We start from the raw sequence: 16,468 nt of genomic DNA, 5'->3' as shown, positions 1-16,468 counted from the left end.
CTGGGGTATCCATGATGGTAGACCTCAAGGTGATGGCCTACTTCAAGCTTAGCCTTTCAACACGTAATTGGGACATAGCCAAAAAAAACGGCACCCGCAGGCGCCGTTTTCAGCTTGTTCAGTTCCGATTAAAGAACGTGAACAGATGCGGTGTTGGTAGTGCCGCTCGGTACCAGAGCACCGGAGACCATCACAACCACGTCACCTTTCAGACCCATGCCGATTTCCAGCGCGGCTTCTTTACCGATGCGATAGAAATCGTCGGTAGAGGCGATGCTGTCAACCACGTGAGCAACCACACCCTTGGTCAGCACCAGCTGGGCAGCAGTCTTCTTGTTGGTGGTGATAGCCAGGATCCAGGCTTTCGGGAAGTACTTGCGAATGGCCTTGGCAGACTTGCCGCCTTCGGTAGCAACCACGATCAGCGGGGCGTCCAGCTTCTCGGAGGTCTCTACGGCGCCTTTACACACGGCTTCGGTGATGCGCAGCTTGTTGCTGTCGTTGGCAGCAGACAGGTTGGACGGCATCACGGCATCGGTACGCTCGCAGATGGTGGCCATGATGGTCACGGCTTCCAGCGGGTACTTACCCTTGGCGGATTCACCGGACAGCATCACTGCGTCGGTACCGTCCAGGATGGCGTTGGCCACGTCACCAGCTTCGGCGCGGGTCGGACGCGGGTTCTTGATCATGGAGTCCAGCATCTGGGTGGCAGTGATAACCACTTTGCGGGCTTTGTTGCACTTGGCGATGATCATCTTCTGGGCGAAGATAACTTCTTCAACCGGGATCTCTACACCCATGTCGCCACGAGCAACCATGATGCCGTCGGAAACAGCCAGGATCTCGTCGAAGTTGTCCAGACCTTCCTGGTTTTCGATCTTGGAGATGATCTGGATGTTCTCGCCACCGTGGGCTTTCAGGTGCTCACGGATTTCCAGAACGTCTTCTTTCTTACGGATGAAAGAAGCAGCAACGAAATCAACGCCTTGCTCGCAACCGAAGATCAGGTCGCGCTTGTCTTTCTCGGCCAGGGCCGGCAGCTTGATGGAGACGCCCGGCAGGTTAACGCCTTTGTTCTCGCCCAGGTCACCGTTGTTCAGCACTTTACAGATAACTTCGCGCTCGGTGATTTCGATAACGTCCAGACCGATCAGGCCGTCATCAACCAGAATGCGGTTGCCGACGCGCAGATCGTTGGCGAAACCTGCATAGGTCACAGCCACTTTGTCTTTGTTGCCAACCACGGTCTGGTCGGTGGTGAAGGTGAAAGTCTGGCCAGCGACCAGCGCGACGTCGTTGCCGCCTTCCAGCTTCATAGTACGGATTTCCGGACCCTTGGTGTCCAGCAGGATAGCTGCGTGCTTGCCGGTCTCGGCCATTACAGCGCGCAGGTTGCTGATGCGGCTGCCGTGCTCGGCGTAGTCACCGTGGGAGAAGTTCAGGCGCATGACGTTCATGCCGGCGTCCAGCATTTTGGCCAGCATTTCTTTGGATTCGGTCTTCGGACCGATGGTGCAGACAATTTTGGTCTTTTTCATGTCAATCTTCATGGTTAAGGAATTTCCGCCGAGCAATATACACCAGTTTTTGGAATCTTTTTATGATCCAGAAACAACGTTTTGACCAGATAACGTTTTCTTTTCAGGGATAACGTTTTCCTGTGAGTCACATTTTAGAGCATACGGCCACAGGTTCGGGCTGAAGGGATACAAATGTTGCCATCTGCGGTTGTTTGGCCGAGTTGAGGTTCAGATGTTGTAAAATGACCACCCGCCCACTGTCACCGTCTTGTCACCGGCTTGCGCAAAAATGTTAGTTCATTGGCGCACGGGTGAAGGAGGTCGGGATGAAAAACAGCCATGAAACCGGATGTGCTCTGCTCTTGCTGGGCGCCGCCCTGCTGCTGGTTCAGACGCTGCCAGCCCGCTACTGGCCTGATAATGCCAGTCTGCTGGCGATCTTCTCCCATCCAGTGAAAGGGGAGGCGGCCGCCGAGGGATTGGCGTGGCGAGAGTGGCAGGATCACAGTGCAGCGACCCGGATGGCGCTTCGTGCAGCCCGACCGCAGCCGGAAGCGCCGCTGCCTTGATATCTATCGCCGTTTACCGGTCGTGAAGGCGTGAAATTATCAACCATTGGTTGATAGTGCTTATCTATCTTGCTGGATTGTTCACCTTTAATGGCAGGGGGATAATCGATTCCAACAGCGATATCCCCTCCGGTATCGCCCCTTGATACTTTGTTGGAGTCTGCTTTATGTCCCTCGCCCCCGTCTGGTTTATCTCTCACGGCGCACCGGATCTGGTGCTGCGTGAGCAACCCGCCACCCGCTTTCTGCGAACCCTGCGTCTGGGTGAGCTCAAGGGGCTGGTGGTCATCTCCGCCCACTGGTTCAGCCGCGAGCTGCAGATCAACGTCGAGCCCAAACCGGCCTTGATGTACGACTTTTACGGCTTCCCCGAGCCCCTCTACCGGATGCGCTGGCCTGCCAGCAGCCCCGAGTGGTTGCTGCAGGGGGTGAGCGACCAGCTGGCACTGGCCGGACTGACAACCACCCCGGTGCGGCGCGAGCTGGATCACGGGGTCTGGTCGCCGCTCTCCCTGATCGACCCAAACAGCGAGATCCCGCTGGTGCAGATCTCCATTCCCGCCAGCTTCACCCCGGCCCAGTTGTGGCAGTTTGGAGAGGTGTTGGGGGCACTGCGTAGTCAGGGGATTGGCATCCTCGCCTCCGGCGCCATCACCCACAACCTGCGGGCGCTGGCACCGGAAGGCTCGCCGGTGCCGGAGTGGGCCAGCCAGTTTGTCGACTGGCTGGAGCAGAAGATGGCCGAGGAGGATAGGATGGCACTGCTCGACTATCGTCGGCTGGCTCCCGGCGCGGTGGAGTCCCATCCCCACGATGACCACATGCGCCCGCTCTTTGTGGCGTTGGGGGCGGCCGATGGTGTGGCACCCACCCGGCTGCACGAGAGCTGGGATGGCGGCAGCCTCTATATGGGTGCCTACCGCTTCGGTTGATAGCTTCTCAGCAAGACCCCGCCAATTGGCGGGGTCTTGCTATTTACGGCGTGGGGGGCCGATGGTACTGGTGATTGAGCCGAAGGCTCTTAGGGAACCACTACCCGGCTCTCGCCGCCGCCGAGGGCTTCGACCCTGATCTGCACGCCAATCCGCTCCACCAGCGTCTGGACGTGGGAGATGACCCCGATCTGGCGACCGGCGGCCTGCAGGGAGTCGAGGCTGGCGAGCGCCAGATCCAGACTGTCCGGATCCAGGGTGCCAAACCCTTCGTCGATAAAGAGCGACTCGACCTGGGTCTGCCGTGACGAGAGGCTGGAGAGGGCCAGCGCCAGCGCCAGCGACACCAGAAAACTCTCGCCACCGGAGAGGGAGTCCACCGAACGCACCTCGTCCCCCATGTCGAGATCCACCACTTGCAGCGCCAGATCGGTGCCGGGTACCCGCTCCAGCCGGTAGCGCGGTGATAGCTCGGCGAGCTGGGCGTTGGCCTCCAGCAGCAGACGCTCGAGGGTGAGGCTCTGGGCGAAGGTGCGGAACTTGGCACCGTTGGCCTGCCCGATCAGATCGCACAGCTGCTGCCAGTGGTCGGCCACCACCTGCTGGGCGGCCAGCTCCTGTTGCAGGCTGCCCGCCTTGAGGGCGGCCGCTTCGGCTTGCGCCAGCGTGCTCTTGCACTCGAACAGTTGCTCTTCAAGGGCGCGACAACGGGCATCGAGCGCCGTCAGCTGCTCGCTCAGCTCTGCATCCGGCAGGGCGGCCAGCTCGGGGTGATGTTCGCGATAGCGATCCCGCTTGCTCTCCTCCAGCGCCAGCGCCCTTTGCCGCTCGGCAAGGCGGGTTCGCGCCTCGCCAACCGCATCCTCCAGCCCTTGCAGGGCAGTGCGGCGAGCCTTGAGTTCATCGGGGCTGATGGCGAGCAGACGGCGCAGGTCGTATTCGGCGATGCCGAGGGTACTGGCGTGGGCAGACCAGTGCCCCAGCACCTCCCGCTTGCGGCGACTGCTGGTCTGCATTTCCTGCTCCACATGAGTGAGGCGGGTTTTGAGCTCGGTCTGCCGCTCCCGCAGAGCACGGGCGCCGCTTTGCATCGCCTCCAGTTCGCTGGCGAGCTGCTGCAGTCGTTGCTGCCAGCGGTTCTCGACCAGCGGGATCTCCTCGCCCCCCAGACAGGCAGCGCGGCTGGTGAGCAGCCCCTGCCGCTGCTGTTCGTGCTCCTTGTCGTCCCGCTCCAGTTTGTGCAGCAGCTCGCGCTGGGTCTGCAGGCGTGCCTCCTGCGCGCTTAGGGCGGGGGTGAGGCTGGCGATCTCGCTGGCCAGCCGCTCCCACTCGCTTTGGCCGTGCAGCCAGGCTTCGCAGGCCCGCTGCCACTCGTGCCACTGCTGGCTGCCGAGCCACTGGCGCCAGGGTTGGCCGCCCATCTGTTCATCGAGGCGGTGGGCGCCCTGTTCGAGGCGCTGGCGCAGGGTCGCCTCCTGCTCACCCATGCCTTTCACTTCCCCCTCCAGCGCGATGCGCTGGCGATCGGCCTCTTGCCACTGCTGGTCAAACTGCTGGTGCTGGGCAGCCAGTTGGCTCAGTTGTTGACGCACCCCTTGCAGCTGTTGTTGGCCAAGCTGGGCCTGGCGCAGCTGCTGCTGGCTCTGGGCCAACCCCAGCTCCAGCGCCTGGCCACGGCCAAGCAGGGTGCTCATCAGCTCGCTCCACTCAATGGGGCTTTGGCGCAGCGGCAGCGGATGGCCGAGCAGGGTATCGCCCCCCAGCTGTTGCCAGCGCTGGGTCAGCTGCTCGGCGCGGGTTTCCAGCTCCGGCAGATGTTGCTGACGCACCGCCAGCTGGCGAGCCAGCTCCTGACGCTCGCTCTCGCACTGAATGTATTGATGGTTGAGCCGTTCCCACTCCAGTTCGAGGCTTCTGACCCGCTCCGCCAGCTGACCCAGGATCCCCGCCACTTGTGGTTGGCTCTGGCTGTAGGGGTGCTCCCCGGAACCGCACAGCGGGCAAGGTTCGCCATCGCTCAGGATATGGCGATACTGCTCGAAGCTGGCGATGGCGCGCGACTGCTCCAGCGCGTGGCGCGCCTCGTCCCGCTGCAGGGCGAGCCGCTCGCGGGCGGGGGCCAGCTCTTCGCCAAGGGTGGCGAGCTTGCCCAGCGCCTGCTCCAGCTGGGCAAGCTCCTGCTGCAGGCGGCTATGCTGCTCGCCGTGGTTGCGGCCGTAATCGGCCAGCTCCAGCAACTGGCGCAGCTGACCCAGCTGTTCGGTTTGCTGCTGCCACCGCTCCTGCGCCTTGGCGAGGCGGCTCTCCCACTGTTGCTCCTGCAGCTCGTTCTGTTGCTGTTGCAGCCGAGCTTGTTCATGTTGCCAGTAGTCGCGCTCTTGCTGGCCCTGTTCCAGCTGGCGTTGCAGCTGCTGCAGGGCGCGCAGCTTGTGATCCCGCAGGGTAAGCAGTTGTTGCAGCTTGTCGGCATCCTCGGCCCAATCCTGCATGGCGGTGAGCAGGGGCTGCCACTGGCGGGCAACCGGTGCCAGCTCCTTGTGCTCTTCGAGCCAAAGTCCCCACTGCTGGTGCTGGTGCTTGAGCAGCTCCACCTGTCGGCTCTGCTCGCGCCAGCCCTGCTCCAGCGTGAGTTGCACTTCTCGCTCCTGTGCCCCCTCCTGCTGGATCTTCTGCAACTGCTGCACTTTTTCCCGGATGCGGGTATCGAGCTCCTGCGCCCGCTTGAGTTCGGGTTGCAGGGCACCCCATTCCCGCTCGGCGGCGATCTTCTCCGCCAGCAGCTGCTGCTCGGTCAGCGCGCTCTGCTGGGTCTGCTGCTCGAGTTTGGCCAGCTCCGGGCCCAGCTCGGCGATCACCTTCTCCTGCTGCTGCACTTCCAGAGTGAGGCGGGCCAGCTCGTCGTGATCGGCGCGGGCTACCTGGGCCTGTTCGGCACGGGCAAACTCCTCGCGCTCGGTGGCCGCGGCGCCGTGGGCCTGCAGGGCGGCATCGAGCGCCGCTTGTCCCTCGGCGCAGCCCTGCAACTGGGCTGCAATGCGGCTGTTGAGGTCGAGCAAGTCCTGCATCAGCTGCTGCTGTTGCTGCTCGTGTTTGAGGGTGGTGGAGAGGCTCACCTGCTGGCTTACCCACTGTTCGCGGGTGGCCTCGTCCATCAGCGCCACGTCGCCGAGGCGCTGGGCGATGGTGGCCAGCTTCTGCTGCTCTTCCCGCGCCCGTTCATAAGTCTGGATGGAGATGGCGGAGTAGAGCTCGGTGCCGGTCATCCGTTCGAGCAGGGCGGAGCGCTCGTTGGCGTCCGACTTGAGGAAGGCGGCAAACTCCCCCTGCGGCAGGATCACTGCGCGGCGGAACTGCTCCCAAGAGAGACCCACCAACTCGTCGATGCGATCCTGCAGCTCCCGCTTGCTGCCGGAGAAAACTTGCCCGGACTCCACATCGGTCAGGGTGCGCTCCTGCGCCTGAAAACGCCCCTCCGAGCGGTTTCGCGCCCGGCGCACTGCCCAGCGGGCTAGCCAGATGCGACCATCGCAGCCACGAAACTGCACCTCGGCAAAGCCGCTGGCGTGGCCGCGACTGAGGATACCGCGCACGTCGTTGGCCTTGAGCTTCTCTTCATCATCCATGCGGCCCACTTCGGCCACATTCTTGCGATTGGCGATAAAACGCGGCATCTCGTCGTATAAGGCCAGACAAATGGCGTCGAGCAGGGTGCTCTTGCCCGCGCCGGTATTGCCGGTGATGGCAAACAGACCGGCGGCGCCGAGCGCCCCCCTGGTAAAGTCGATGGTGAAGGGGCCGGTCAGACTGGCCAGATTCTCACCAGACAGAGACAAGATTTTCATTGGTTTGACTCCTTCACCTGCTCCAGGATCTCTTCAAACGAGGCGACCAGCCCAGCCTCGGGCTCCCCTTCAAACTGGCGCTGATAGCAGAGGCGAAACACCTCGGTGGGGGAGAGCTCATCGAGCCTGCGCAGCTCGCGACCATCGGCCAGCCCTTCCCCCGAGCCCTGATACTGGGTGCTGATGCGGGCCAGACGCACCGGTTTGTCTGCGATGGCGGCGAGAATGCGCTCGCGAATGCGCGCCTCTGGCTTGGGCAGCAGCAGCCGCACTTCGAGGAAAGGCTGTGCTTCTTGTGGACAAGGGGGGAGCGTCAGTGCCTCGATGGCTTTCAATGCGTCGTCGAGAGGGCTCTGGGGCAGACGGATCATCTCCACTGCGCGGGGCACCGGGATCCGCTCCAGCCCGGCCAGTTTCCCCTCTGCAAAGGTCACTTCCAGCACCTGATGGTTGTAGTTCGCTTCGGCAAGCGAAAGCGGCAGCGGCGAGCCGCTGTAGTGCACCCCCTCGGCCGGGCTCTGGGCCAGATGGAGGTGGCCGAGCGCCGTGTAGTCGGCACCGGCAAAGAGTTCGGCGGGCAAGGCGTGCTGGTTGCCGCCGAGCACCCGCCGCTCCGACAGCTCGGAGAGCTGGCCCGCCGCCAGATAGGCATGGCCCATGGCGATGAGCGGCAGCTCCTCCCCGCAGCGAGCCCGTCCTTCGGCCAGCACCTCGGCATAGACCTGCCGAACCCCTTCAATCAGCCTGTCTTGTCCTTCTGCCAGCTGTTCCACCCGCAGCTCACTGCTGCGCAGGAACGGCACGGCTGCGCACCAGGCGGCAATGTTGCCCTCCTTGTCTTGCAGCGGTACCAGCAGGCGGTCGGTCTCGAGCTTGCCTTCACTGTCGCGGCTGATGCTGCCCACCAGATGCAGATCAAAGGCGCGCAGCAGCTCGTGGGGGGCATCGAGCTTGGAGGGAGAGTCGTGGTTGCCGCCGATCAGCACCATGTTGAGGCGGGGCATCTCGGCGCGCAGCCGCGCCAGAAAACGGTAGAGCTGTTGCCAGGCGCTGGCGGGGGGATTGGCGGTATCAAACAGATCGCCCGCTACCAGCAGGGCGTCGATCTCGCGCGCCTTGAGGGTGTCGCTCAGCCAGTTGAGGAAGGCATCGTGTTCAAAACGGCGGTCGTGACCATGGAGTTGATGGCCAAGGTGCCAGTCGGCGGTATGGAGGATTTTCATTGGAAAGCAGCCCGGTTGCAGGGACGGTGCCTGTGGCACCCGATGAAGACAAGATGAGGATGCCCCGTGCTTTTTTCAAGTAAAACAGGGGGCTGGCATCGATTCAGGCTGGTTCGCAGCACATCCGGTATTGGGGGTGACCGGTGAGGGGATCGGACTCCTCGGCTTCGATGACGAAGCCGTGGCGGCGATAGAAACGCACCGCCTGATCATTCTCGACAAAGACCCGGGCGTGGAGTGACGCCCCCTGACGCTTGGCCTCCTGCAGCAGGGCGTGGCCGACGCCGCGGCCCTGACGATCGGGGCGCACGAACAGGGCGGCGAGATAGTTGTCCACCAGCGCCATAAAGCCGAGCAGATCGCCGCGCTCCTCGAACACCCAGATGGCGGCGCGATCGAGATAGCGGGTACGCAGATCCTCCTGGGCCTGCCACCAGCAGGAGGCATCGACGAAATCGTGGGCCTGCAGGGAGGCCAGCAACCAGATTTCGACGATCTCTTCCATGTCTTCCGGGCGACTGGGCCGTAGCATAAATCCATCCTTGGTAACAACTTGAACACTCGCAGTCTAGGGGAACTTGGCAATCGCTCAGGTGATATAAATGAGACCCTGTGAGGTCGATCGCCCTTTATTTAGCGAGAATGATTGGCTGATCACAAAGCGCCTCTCTAGTACAATGCCCGCCGGACAATCTAGAGACCGAGGACGCCATGTGGTTTAAAAACCTGCAGATTTATCGCTTTACCCGCCCCTTTGACCTGACCGTGGATCAGCTGGAAACCCAGTTGGAAGCCTGTGCCTTCACCCCTTGCGGCAGTCAGGACATCTCCCGTTTCGGGTGGGTCAAGCCCCTTGGCAAATTCGGCTCAACCCTGACCCACTCTGCCTCCGGTCACATCCTCATCTGCGCCCGCAAAGAGGAGAAGATGCTGCCCGGTACCGTGGTCAAGGAGATGCTGGCCGAGAAGGTAGAAGCGATCGAGTTCGAACAGGGACGCGCCCTCAAGAAGAAAGAGAAGGAAGCGCTGAAAGAGGAGATCCTCCACACCCTGCTGCCCCGTGCCTTTAGTCGTACCAGCCAGACCTTCGCCTGGATCAATCCGGCCGATAATTTGATGGTAGTGGATGCAGGTTCTGCCAAGAAGGCAGACGATCTGCTGGCGCTGCTGCGCAAATCCATCGGCTCCCTGCCTGTGGTGCCGGTGGCCCTCAAGAACCCACCCGAGATCACCATGACCGAGTGGCTGAACGAAGGCAATCTGCCCGCCTCCTTCACTCTGGAAGACGAAGCCGAGCTGCGCAGTGCCATGGAGCACGGCGGCATCATCCGCTGCAAGCAGCAGGATCTGATGACGGATGAAATCAAGAACCATCTGGCCAACGACAAGCTGGTGACCAAGCTGGCCCTCAACTGGGGCGAGACCGTCAGCTTCGTGCTGGGGGATGATCTCTCCATCAAGCGCTTGAAGTTCAGCGAAGAGCTGCGCGAGCAGAACGACGACGTGACCAGCGAAGATCCGGCCGCCCGTCTGGATGCCGACTTCGCGCTGGTGACCTCCGAGCTGGCCCAGTTTATCCCGGCGCTGTTTGCCGCCCTGGGTGGCGAAGAGCAGTCCATCTAACCGGACTGGCGCCTGTTTGGCCTCTGCCATCCCATCGTAAAAAACCGCCTTCGGGCGGTTTTTTTGTGGGCAACAGGTGGGCGAGGGGCCGTTATGCAGAGCAGGATGAGGGCAAGGCGGGCTGCAAAAAGAGAGGGCCGACAAGTCATTTGTCGGCCCTTTCAGGTTTAGTCAGGCTGTTTTGAAATCAGCCACGCGCTGTTACTGAATGCCCAACAGCTCCACATCAAAGAGCAGCATGGGCGCTCAGTGGGATATTGCCACTGAGAATTACTTGATACCCAGCAGCTCCACATCAAAAATCAGCACCGATCCCGGCGGGATTTTGCCAGCGGCGCGGTCGCCGTAGGCGAGGTTGGCGGGGATGTAGAAACGGGTCTTCTCACCTTCCACCATCAGCTGTACTCCTTCGGTCCAGCCAGCGATCACCTGATTGAGGCCAAATTCGATGGGCTCGCCACGGGCGACCGAGCTGTCAAAGACGGTGCCGTCCAGCAGCTTGCCCTCGTAGTGCACCTTCACCTTGCTGGTGGCGGTGGGGTGAACGGTGCCGGTACCCGGGGTCAGCACTTCGTACTGCAGGCCGGAGGCGGTGGTGGTCACCAGCGGCTTCTCCTTGTTGCTGGCGAGGAACTCGGCGCCAATCCGCACGTTGTCGGCCGCCAGCTTCTTGTTGCTGCTGGAGTAGAAGTAGTAGGCCACACCGGCGATGAGCAGCGCGATCAGTATGAATTTCATCGGTTTTTCCTGTTCCATGAAATGTAAAACGTACAATGAGGGCGCCATCTTATCGCGCACCGCCCCTGATGGCGAGCCACAGGGAGGGAGGATGTGAGCGGGCAGGCAAAGCCCGGCGAGCTGGACGCAAAAAGGGGCGAGTCGGTGACTCGCCCCTCGTCATGGCGGCGGCGCTTACTTGGCGGCCACCATCATTAGGGCGGGCAGGGCAAAGAAGAGACCCGTCACATAACCCAGAGCCAGCAACTTGTTCTCGCTACCCACTTTAGCCAGCCCTTCGGCCGCGCGCACCGGCAGGTCACGCAAGAATGGGATGCCATAGATGAACACCACGGCAAAGAGGTTGAACAGCACGTGGACCAGTGCGATGGTCAGGGCCAGCTGGGCACCTGCTCCGCTGATGGCGGTGGCAGCCAGCAGGGCGGTAATGGTGGTACCGATATTGGCCCCCAGGGTGAAGGGGTAGAGCTGACGGGTGCTGAACACGCCGCCGCCAGCCAGCGGGATCATCAGGCTGGTGGTGGTGGAGGAGGACTGCACCATGATGGTCACCAGCGCGCCCGAGGTGATGCCGGTGAGCGGGCCACGGCCCAGCGCCTTGTGCAGCAGCTCTTTGGCTCGGCCAACCAGCACCTGTTGCAGCACTTTGCCGAGCCAGGTGACGCAGGCCAGGATCAGCAGGATACCGATGATGATGGTGGCAATGGCGGCGCCCTTGCCCGGCAGGAAGGCCACGGCGTTGTCGATCAGCTGCTGGGCCGGTGCGGTCAGCGGCTTCATAAAGTCCATGCCCTTCATCGACATGTTGGCGGAGCCCACCAGCAGATTGGCCAGCCACTCGGCGCTGTGTTGCAGCAGGCCGAACATCAGCTCCAGCGGCAGGAAGATGAACACCGCCAGCAGGTTGAAAAAGTCGTGCACGGTGGCGGCGGCGAAAGCGCGGCGGAACTCGGCGCGATCCCGCACGTGACCCATGGAGACAATGGAGTTGGTGATGGTGGTGCCGAGATTGGCCCCCATCACCATGGGGATGGCCATGCTGATGGGCAGGCCGCCAGCCACCAGACCGACGATGACCGAGGTGACGGTGCTGGAGGATTGCACCAGCGCGGTGGCCAGAATACCGAGCAGCAGGGCGACAAAGGGATTGTTGGCAAACGCGAAGATCTGGGCTGCACCCTCGGCGCCGCCAGAGAAATCTTTGAAGCCATGGGAGATGGCGCCCACGGCGACCAGGATCAGGTAGACCAGTACGATGACACTCATCCAGTTGAACAGGGCGCGGGTCGCGGGCGGCTGTGACAAGGAGTGATGGTGTTGCATAAAGCCTCTTGGGACGGTCGTTCCGTCTTGGGTTGTTGATGACCCGCGCATTTAATCAGTGGTAAATGACAGAAATATGACAAAGTGACACTTTTATGATGGTTTTATGACTTGGGCCAGCTGCGGCAGCCGCTTCGACAGGGGGTGACGGAGAGAGCGGGCTTTTCGCCCGCGCCGTGACGATGGGGGGATTAAGGCTTGTGATCACGGCGTTGGGCGTTATGCTGCGGCGTTTGTTATTCACTGTGGAGTAGTAAGCATGATGCGTACATGGGTTCTCGCGTTTTCCTTTGGGGTGTTGTCAGTTGGCGTGCAGGCCAAGTCGTTGTTGCAGCCAGAGTGCAATCTGGACAAGGCACTGAAAAACGAGGCGATGGGCGCTACCCTCGGGGTGAAGGGACGTTGTGATAGCGAGATGCTGATGCGTCAGCAGAAAGAGAAGGCGAAGGATGAGCTGAAACAGGGTACTGCTGATCTGCGCGACAAGGCGAGCGACAGCGTGCAAGGTACCCGTGATGAGGTCAATGCGGCCCAGCACAAGGTAGACAAGGCAGAGAATCAGCTGAAAAAAGCCCACCAGGATGCCAAGGCGGTGGCCAATGACCCGCTAAAAGCCGCCGCGACCGCCGTGATCAACAAGAGTTGATCCGCTTGCCCTGTGCCATAGATGCACGGGGGAAGCAACCAGGCTGTCACCGGTTCCGATCCCGTTTGTGAACCAGCAAGGGTTTGGTCACAGCAGGGTCGCCATGGTCTGGCAGTTGAATTGCGCCATCAAGGCTCTGCGGAGCCCTGATAGAGGGCGCCGGTTGATGGCCTGCAAGGGGCTGGTCAATCCACGTCTTCTCCCACCGCCGTGTTCACTCCCTCAATGCCTGAAGATTTTCACGGCATGTGGCCAGTTTGGCATGCTCCCGCGTTGCCTCGCCCCGGTTAGCGCCTTGATGAAAGATGATGGATGGTGCTGGCCAGGGGATGAGGCGTGCACAAAAATCCCCAAGCGATGCTTGGGGATGTCTGAAAACGTGCCTGATCATCAGGCCGCGTGGGTGGCTACTTGGTGATGACCATCATCAGGCCGGGCAGGACGAAGAAGAGTCCCAATACATAACCAAAGGCGACCAGTTTATTCTCGCTCCCCACTCTGGCCAGTTGCTCGGCGGCGCGGACCGGCAGGTCACGCAGGAAGGGGAGACCATAGATGGTCAGCACACCGAATACGTTGAACAGCACGTGTACCAGTGCCACGGTAAGCGCCAACTGGGCTCCTGCTCCGCTGATGGCGGTGGCAGCCAGCAGGGCAGTAATGGTGGTACCAATATTGGCCCCCAGGGTAAAGGGGTAGAGCTGACGGGTAGTGAACACCCCGCCGCCCGCCAGCGGAATGAGCAGGCTGGTGGTGGTGGAGGAGGATTGCACCATGACGGTCACCAGGGTGCCTGAGGCAATGCCGGTCAGCGGGCCACGACCCAGGGCCTTGTGCAACATCTCTTTGGCTGGTCCCACCAGCACGGACTTGAGCACCTTGCCCAGCCAGGTGACGCAGATGAGGATGAGTGCAATGCCGATGGCAATGGTGGCCAGGTAGGGTCCTTTGCCGGGCAAGAAGCTGGTGATGGTATCGAGCACTGAGAGCGCCGGTGCCGTGAGGGGCTTCATAAAGTCCACCCCCTGCATGGAGAGGTTGTTGCCACCGACCAGCAGATCAGCCAGGGCGGATGCACTGCGTGACAGGACTCCGAACATCAGCTCCAGAGGCATGAAGATAGCGACCGCCATCAGATTGAAGAAGTCATGCACCGTGGCCGCCGCGAAGGCGCGGCGAAACTCGTCACGGTTTCTGATGTGCCCCAACGAGACAATGGTGTTGGTAATGGTGGTGCCGAGGTTGGCCCCCAGCATCATGGGGATCGCCATGGCCATGGGCAAGCCACCCGCCACCAGGCCGACGATCACCGAGGTCACCGTGCTGGAGGATTGCACCAGTGCGGTGGTCAGGATCCCGAGCAGCAGCGCCATAAAGGGGTTGTTGGCAAAGGCAAAGAGCTCAGCTGCGCCCTCGGCACCGCCGGAGAAATCTTTGAAGCCGTGAGACACGGCGGCAACGGCGACCAGAATGAGGTAGATCAGGCCGATAATTGCGGCCCAGTTAAAGAGTTGGCTCACTACGGAGGGGGACGAGTGAGTGCGGATGTTTTCCATATTGCCTCGGGTTGGCTAGCTGGCCATGGTGACTGAGATCGCGCGTATTACAGCAATTCTTCATGACACTTTTGTTACAGCTAGACACCTTTATGATGTTTTTGTGGCATTTTTTTTACATGCGCAATGTGTCCTGGCCGGAGGGTTGTTTGACACGGATGTTGATGGTATTGCCGCATGAGGCGCGGGGAGCGTGAACAGAAGGTCGGGGCGGTTTGAGGGGCGCTTGCGCGGGGTGTGAAAGAGGGAGCCATCAAGGCTCCCTCTTTGTTTTTCGGGGAGCCCTTACTGGGCATCCACCTCTTCATACTGACGGAACGGGATGCGGAACACCGCCAGACGCAGGAACAGATAGGTCACGCCGAGGCCAGCCCAGATCAGGCCCAGTTCCAGCGAGCTCTGCTCCAGGTTGATCCACAGAGCACCGATGGTGGCGGCGCCGAGCAGCGGCATCAACAGGTAGATGACGTGATCCTTGAGGGTCTTGTTGCGCTTCTCGCGCACCCAGAACTGACCGATCACCGACAGGTTGACGAAGCTGAACGCCACCAGTGCGCCGAAGTTGACCAGCGCCAGCGCGGTATCCAGATCAAACGACACGGCGGAGAGGGCCAGGCCGCCTACCATCAGCACGTTGATGGCCGGAGTACGGTATTTCGGGTGGATGTAGCCAAACACCCGCTCCGGGATCATGCGGTCACGACCCATCACGTAGAGGATGCGCGAGACACCGGCGTGAGCCGCCATGCCGGAAGCCAGTACCGCGACCGTGGTGCAGACCAGAACTACGGATTGGAAGAAGGTGCCGCCAACGTAGAGGGCGATCTCCGGCAGTACCGCATCCGGATGCTGGAAGCGGGCGAGGCTCGGGAAGTAGAGCTGCAGGCAGTAAGAGACCACCACGAAGATGATGCCGCCGATAAGGGCCGTCAGCACGATCGCCTTGGGGATCACCTTGCCAGCGTTCGGAGTCTCTTCGGAGAGGGAACTCAGACCGTCAAAGCCCAGGAACGAGAAGCAGAGGATGGTCGCACCGGTGAAGAGCGGTACCAGCTGTGCTGACTCGAAGTGGAACGGACGGCTGCTCATCAGGGTGCCAGCCCCTTCGCCGTGGTAGATTCCCCACGCCATCAGGCCGATAAAGAGGGTGATGATGGCCAGCTGGATCACCACGATCAGACCGTTGAAGTTGGCTACCAGATTGATGCCACGCAGGTTCAGGAAGGTCATCACGGTCACCAGACCGAAGATGAACACCCAGGGCTCGACGCCCGGGAACATGGCGGTCAGGTAGATCTTGGCCAGCAGGATATTGATCATCGGCATGAACATGTAGTCGAGCAGGGATGACCAGCCGACCATGAAACCGACGTAGGGGTTGAACACCTTCTGGGCATAGGTATAGGCAGAGCCCGCAGAGGGGAACTTGCGTACCAGATGTCCGTAGCTGAGAGCGGTGAGCAGGATGCCACCCAGAGCCAGCAGATAGGCGGTGGCGACACGGCCATCGGTGATGTCACCGACGATGGCGAAGGTGTCGAAGACAGCCATGGGGGTCAGATAGGCCAGACCCATCACAATCACTTGTGTCAGGGTAAGGGTCTTGAGCAGCTTGGCGTTTTGCGATGCCATTACGCTTTCTCCTCAATCAGTGCCGCAGCACGTGCTTGCAACGAGCGCAGGGATACGATGGATTCGCAAGCCTGTACATCAAGGGCGCCGGGGAGGCGCATACCGGGCTGTACCGGCAGGAAAGCATTAAAACGCCCCATTGTTATCCTCTTAACGTCGGGAGATTGTTTGGCAATCTCGAATATCACTTCCGGAAACGTTCCGGCCTCTTGTGGTGGGTTTGTACTGCTCTTCAAAAATACAAAAACCGATGTCGCAGTGAACATCGGTCCTTTATTGGCGGCGTATTGTGCATTCGGTCAGCCCCCTTGACAAGCAAAAAAGGGCGGATTAACGCATTTTTTTGCATACGCACTGAGCAGGTAAGTGGTCACTCGCACCCTGCAGCCGTCCCCGAGCCGCTCCCCCTTTTTCGGGGGGGAAGAGAACCCTGTTATGGCGTATGAAAAATCGGCAAATCGGGGCTGCAGGGTGCATAGCGCCTCAACATTGATCCTGATCATACTTGCCGGTGTTCCCCCGGGCTCGAGTCTAGCGATCTTACCGGCTGGTAGGGGATGGGAGGGGGTGAAGTGGAAAAATATCTATTGCATATCCATTCACATTAATGACTGGAAATAGGGGGCGGCGCGGCTCGGGCCATGGCACGGCGAGCAGTCCGGCTGGGTAGTTATTTGAAATCAGTCACACTTCCGGCAGAAACCGCATTTCTGGCAACCCGTGCTGCTGGCCACCAGAGCACCGCAAAAACAACAAGGAGCCCGCAGGCTCCTTCAGATTGCTGAAGAACCCCCTCTTTTTCAAAGAGGGGGTTCTTTTTTAACTCGGCACCACGGGGCCACTCACTCACTGACAAGCCGC

The 16,468-nt window shown here is 61.0% G+C and carries 14 protein-coding genes; 4 read left to right on the top strand and 10 right to left on the bottom strand.

All coding sequences use genetic code 11. The annotated features are described in order from the left end of the window. Positions 1–128 precede the first annotated feature (128 nt). Positions 129–1,541: a pyruvate kinase PykF gene (gene pykF, locus ACW5W8_RS21780; protein WP_031227651.1), complete on the bottom strand. Its 1,413-nt coding sequence runs from the start codon at positions 1,539–1,541 to the stop codon at positions 129–131. Positions 1,542–1,849: 308 nt separating this feature from the next. Between pykF and ACW5W8_RS21775 the strand changes: the two genes are divergently transcribed. Together ACW5W8_RS21775 and ACW5W8_RS21770 are read left to right on the top strand one after the other, a co-directional pair. Continuing rightward, on the top strand, positions 1,850–2,092 hold the full coding sequence (locus tag ACW5W8_RS21775; protein WP_498630374.1) for a hypothetical protein: 243 nt from the start codon (positions 1,850–1,852) through the stop codon (positions 2,090–2,092). A gap of 167 nt (positions 2,093–2,259) precedes the next feature. Then, entirely contained in the window at positions 2,260–3,024 is a 765-nt protein-coding gene (locus tag ACW5W8_RS21770) for a DODA-type extradiol aromatic ring-opening family dioxygenase (RefSeq protein ID WP_498630372.1), read from the top strand. An 89-nt stretch (positions 3,025–3,113) separates the two neighbouring features. On the opposite strand, the gene ACW5W8_RS21765 is transcribed toward ACW5W8_RS21770, so the two are convergent. The 3 genes from ACW5W8_RS21765 to ACW5W8_RS21755 form a co-directional block, all read right to left on the bottom strand. Next, the gene (locus ACW5W8_RS21765) at positions 3,114–6,866 is read right to left on the bottom strand and encodes an AAA family ATPase (protein ID WP_498630370.1); all 3,753 of its coding nucleotides are present in this window, start codon (positions 6,864–6,866) and stop codon (positions 3,114–3,116) included. Next, on the bottom strand, positions 6,863–8,089 hold the full coding sequence (locus tag ACW5W8_RS21760) for an exonuclease SbcCD subunit D C-terminal domain-containing protein (RefSeq protein WP_498630368.1): 1,227 nt from the start codon (positions 8,087–8,089) through the stop codon (positions 6,863–6,865). The genes ACW5W8_RS21765 and ACW5W8_RS21760 overlap by 4 nt, the downstream gene beginning before the upstream one ends. Before the next feature lie 103 nt (positions 8,090–8,192). Beyond that, positions 8,193–8,621, bottom strand: a complete 429-nt coding sequence (locus ACW5W8_RS21755) for a GNAT family N-acetyltransferase (RefSeq protein WP_005338252.1) — start codon at positions 8,619–8,621, stop codon at positions 8,193–8,195. Positions 8,622–8,800: 179 nt separating this feature from the next. Between ACW5W8_RS21755 and rdgC the strand changes: the two genes are divergently transcribed. After that, complete coding sequence (gene rdgC / locus ACW5W8_RS21750) at positions 8,801–9,712, top strand: recombination-associated protein RdgC (RefSeq protein ID WP_005338250.1); 912 nt, start codon at positions 8,801–8,803, stop codon at positions 9,710–9,712. Between the two features lie 270 nt (positions 9,713–9,982). Here rdgC and bamJ read toward each other — a convergent pair whose 3' ends face one another. Further along, entirely contained in the window at positions 9,983–10,450 is a 468-nt protein-coding gene (gene bamJ, locus ACW5W8_RS21745; RefSeq protein ID WP_498630366.1) for a BamJ family beta-barrel-assembly machinery protein, read from the bottom strand. 174 nt (positions 10,451–10,624) lie between these two features. Continuing rightward, complete coding sequence (locus ACW5W8_RS21740) at positions 10,625–11,773, bottom strand: Na/Pi cotransporter family protein (protein WP_498630364.1); 1,149 nt, start codon at positions 11,771–11,773, stop codon at positions 10,625–10,627. Positions 11,774–12,035: 262 nt separating this feature from the next. On the opposite strand from ACW5W8_RS21740, the gene ACW5W8_RS21735 reads away from it, so the two are divergent. Further along, complete coding sequence (locus tag ACW5W8_RS21735; protein WP_498630376.1) at positions 12,036–12,419, top strand: hypothetical protein; 384 nt, start codon at positions 12,036–12,038, stop codon at positions 12,417–12,419. A 407-nt stretch (positions 12,420–12,826) separates the two neighbouring features. Here ACW5W8_RS21735 and ACW5W8_RS21730 read toward each other — a convergent pair whose 3' ends face one another. The 4 genes from ACW5W8_RS21730 to ACW5W8_RS21715 all read right to left on the bottom strand — a co-directional run. Beyond that, complete coding sequence (locus ACW5W8_RS21730; RefSeq protein WP_498630362.1) at positions 12,827–13,975, bottom strand: Na/Pi symporter; 1,149 nt, start codon at positions 13,973–13,975, stop codon at positions 12,827–12,829. Positions 13,976–14,260: 285 nt separating this feature from the next. Beyond that, complete coding sequence (locus tag ACW5W8_RS21725; RefSeq protein WP_498630360.1) at positions 14,261–15,607, bottom strand: APC family permease; 1,347 nt, start codon at positions 15,605–15,607, stop codon at positions 14,261–14,263. After that, positions 15,607–15,873, bottom strand: coding sequence for a hypothetical protein (locus tag ACW5W8_RS21720; RefSeq protein WP_498630358.1), 267 nt, complete (start codon positions 15,871–15,873; stop codon positions 15,607–15,609). Before ACW5W8_RS21720 ends, ACW5W8_RS21725 begins: the two co-directional genes overlap by 1 nt. A 404-nt stretch (positions 15,874–16,277) precedes the next feature. Beyond that, a partial coding sequence (locus ACW5W8_RS21715; protein ID WP_498630356.1) for a hypothetical protein occupies positions 16,278–16,468 on the bottom strand: 191 nt, incomplete at its 5' end.

The organism is Aeromonas aquatilis (genome assembly GCF_054052405.1).
This window is presented reverse-complemented; position numbering and strand designations above follow the sequence as displayed.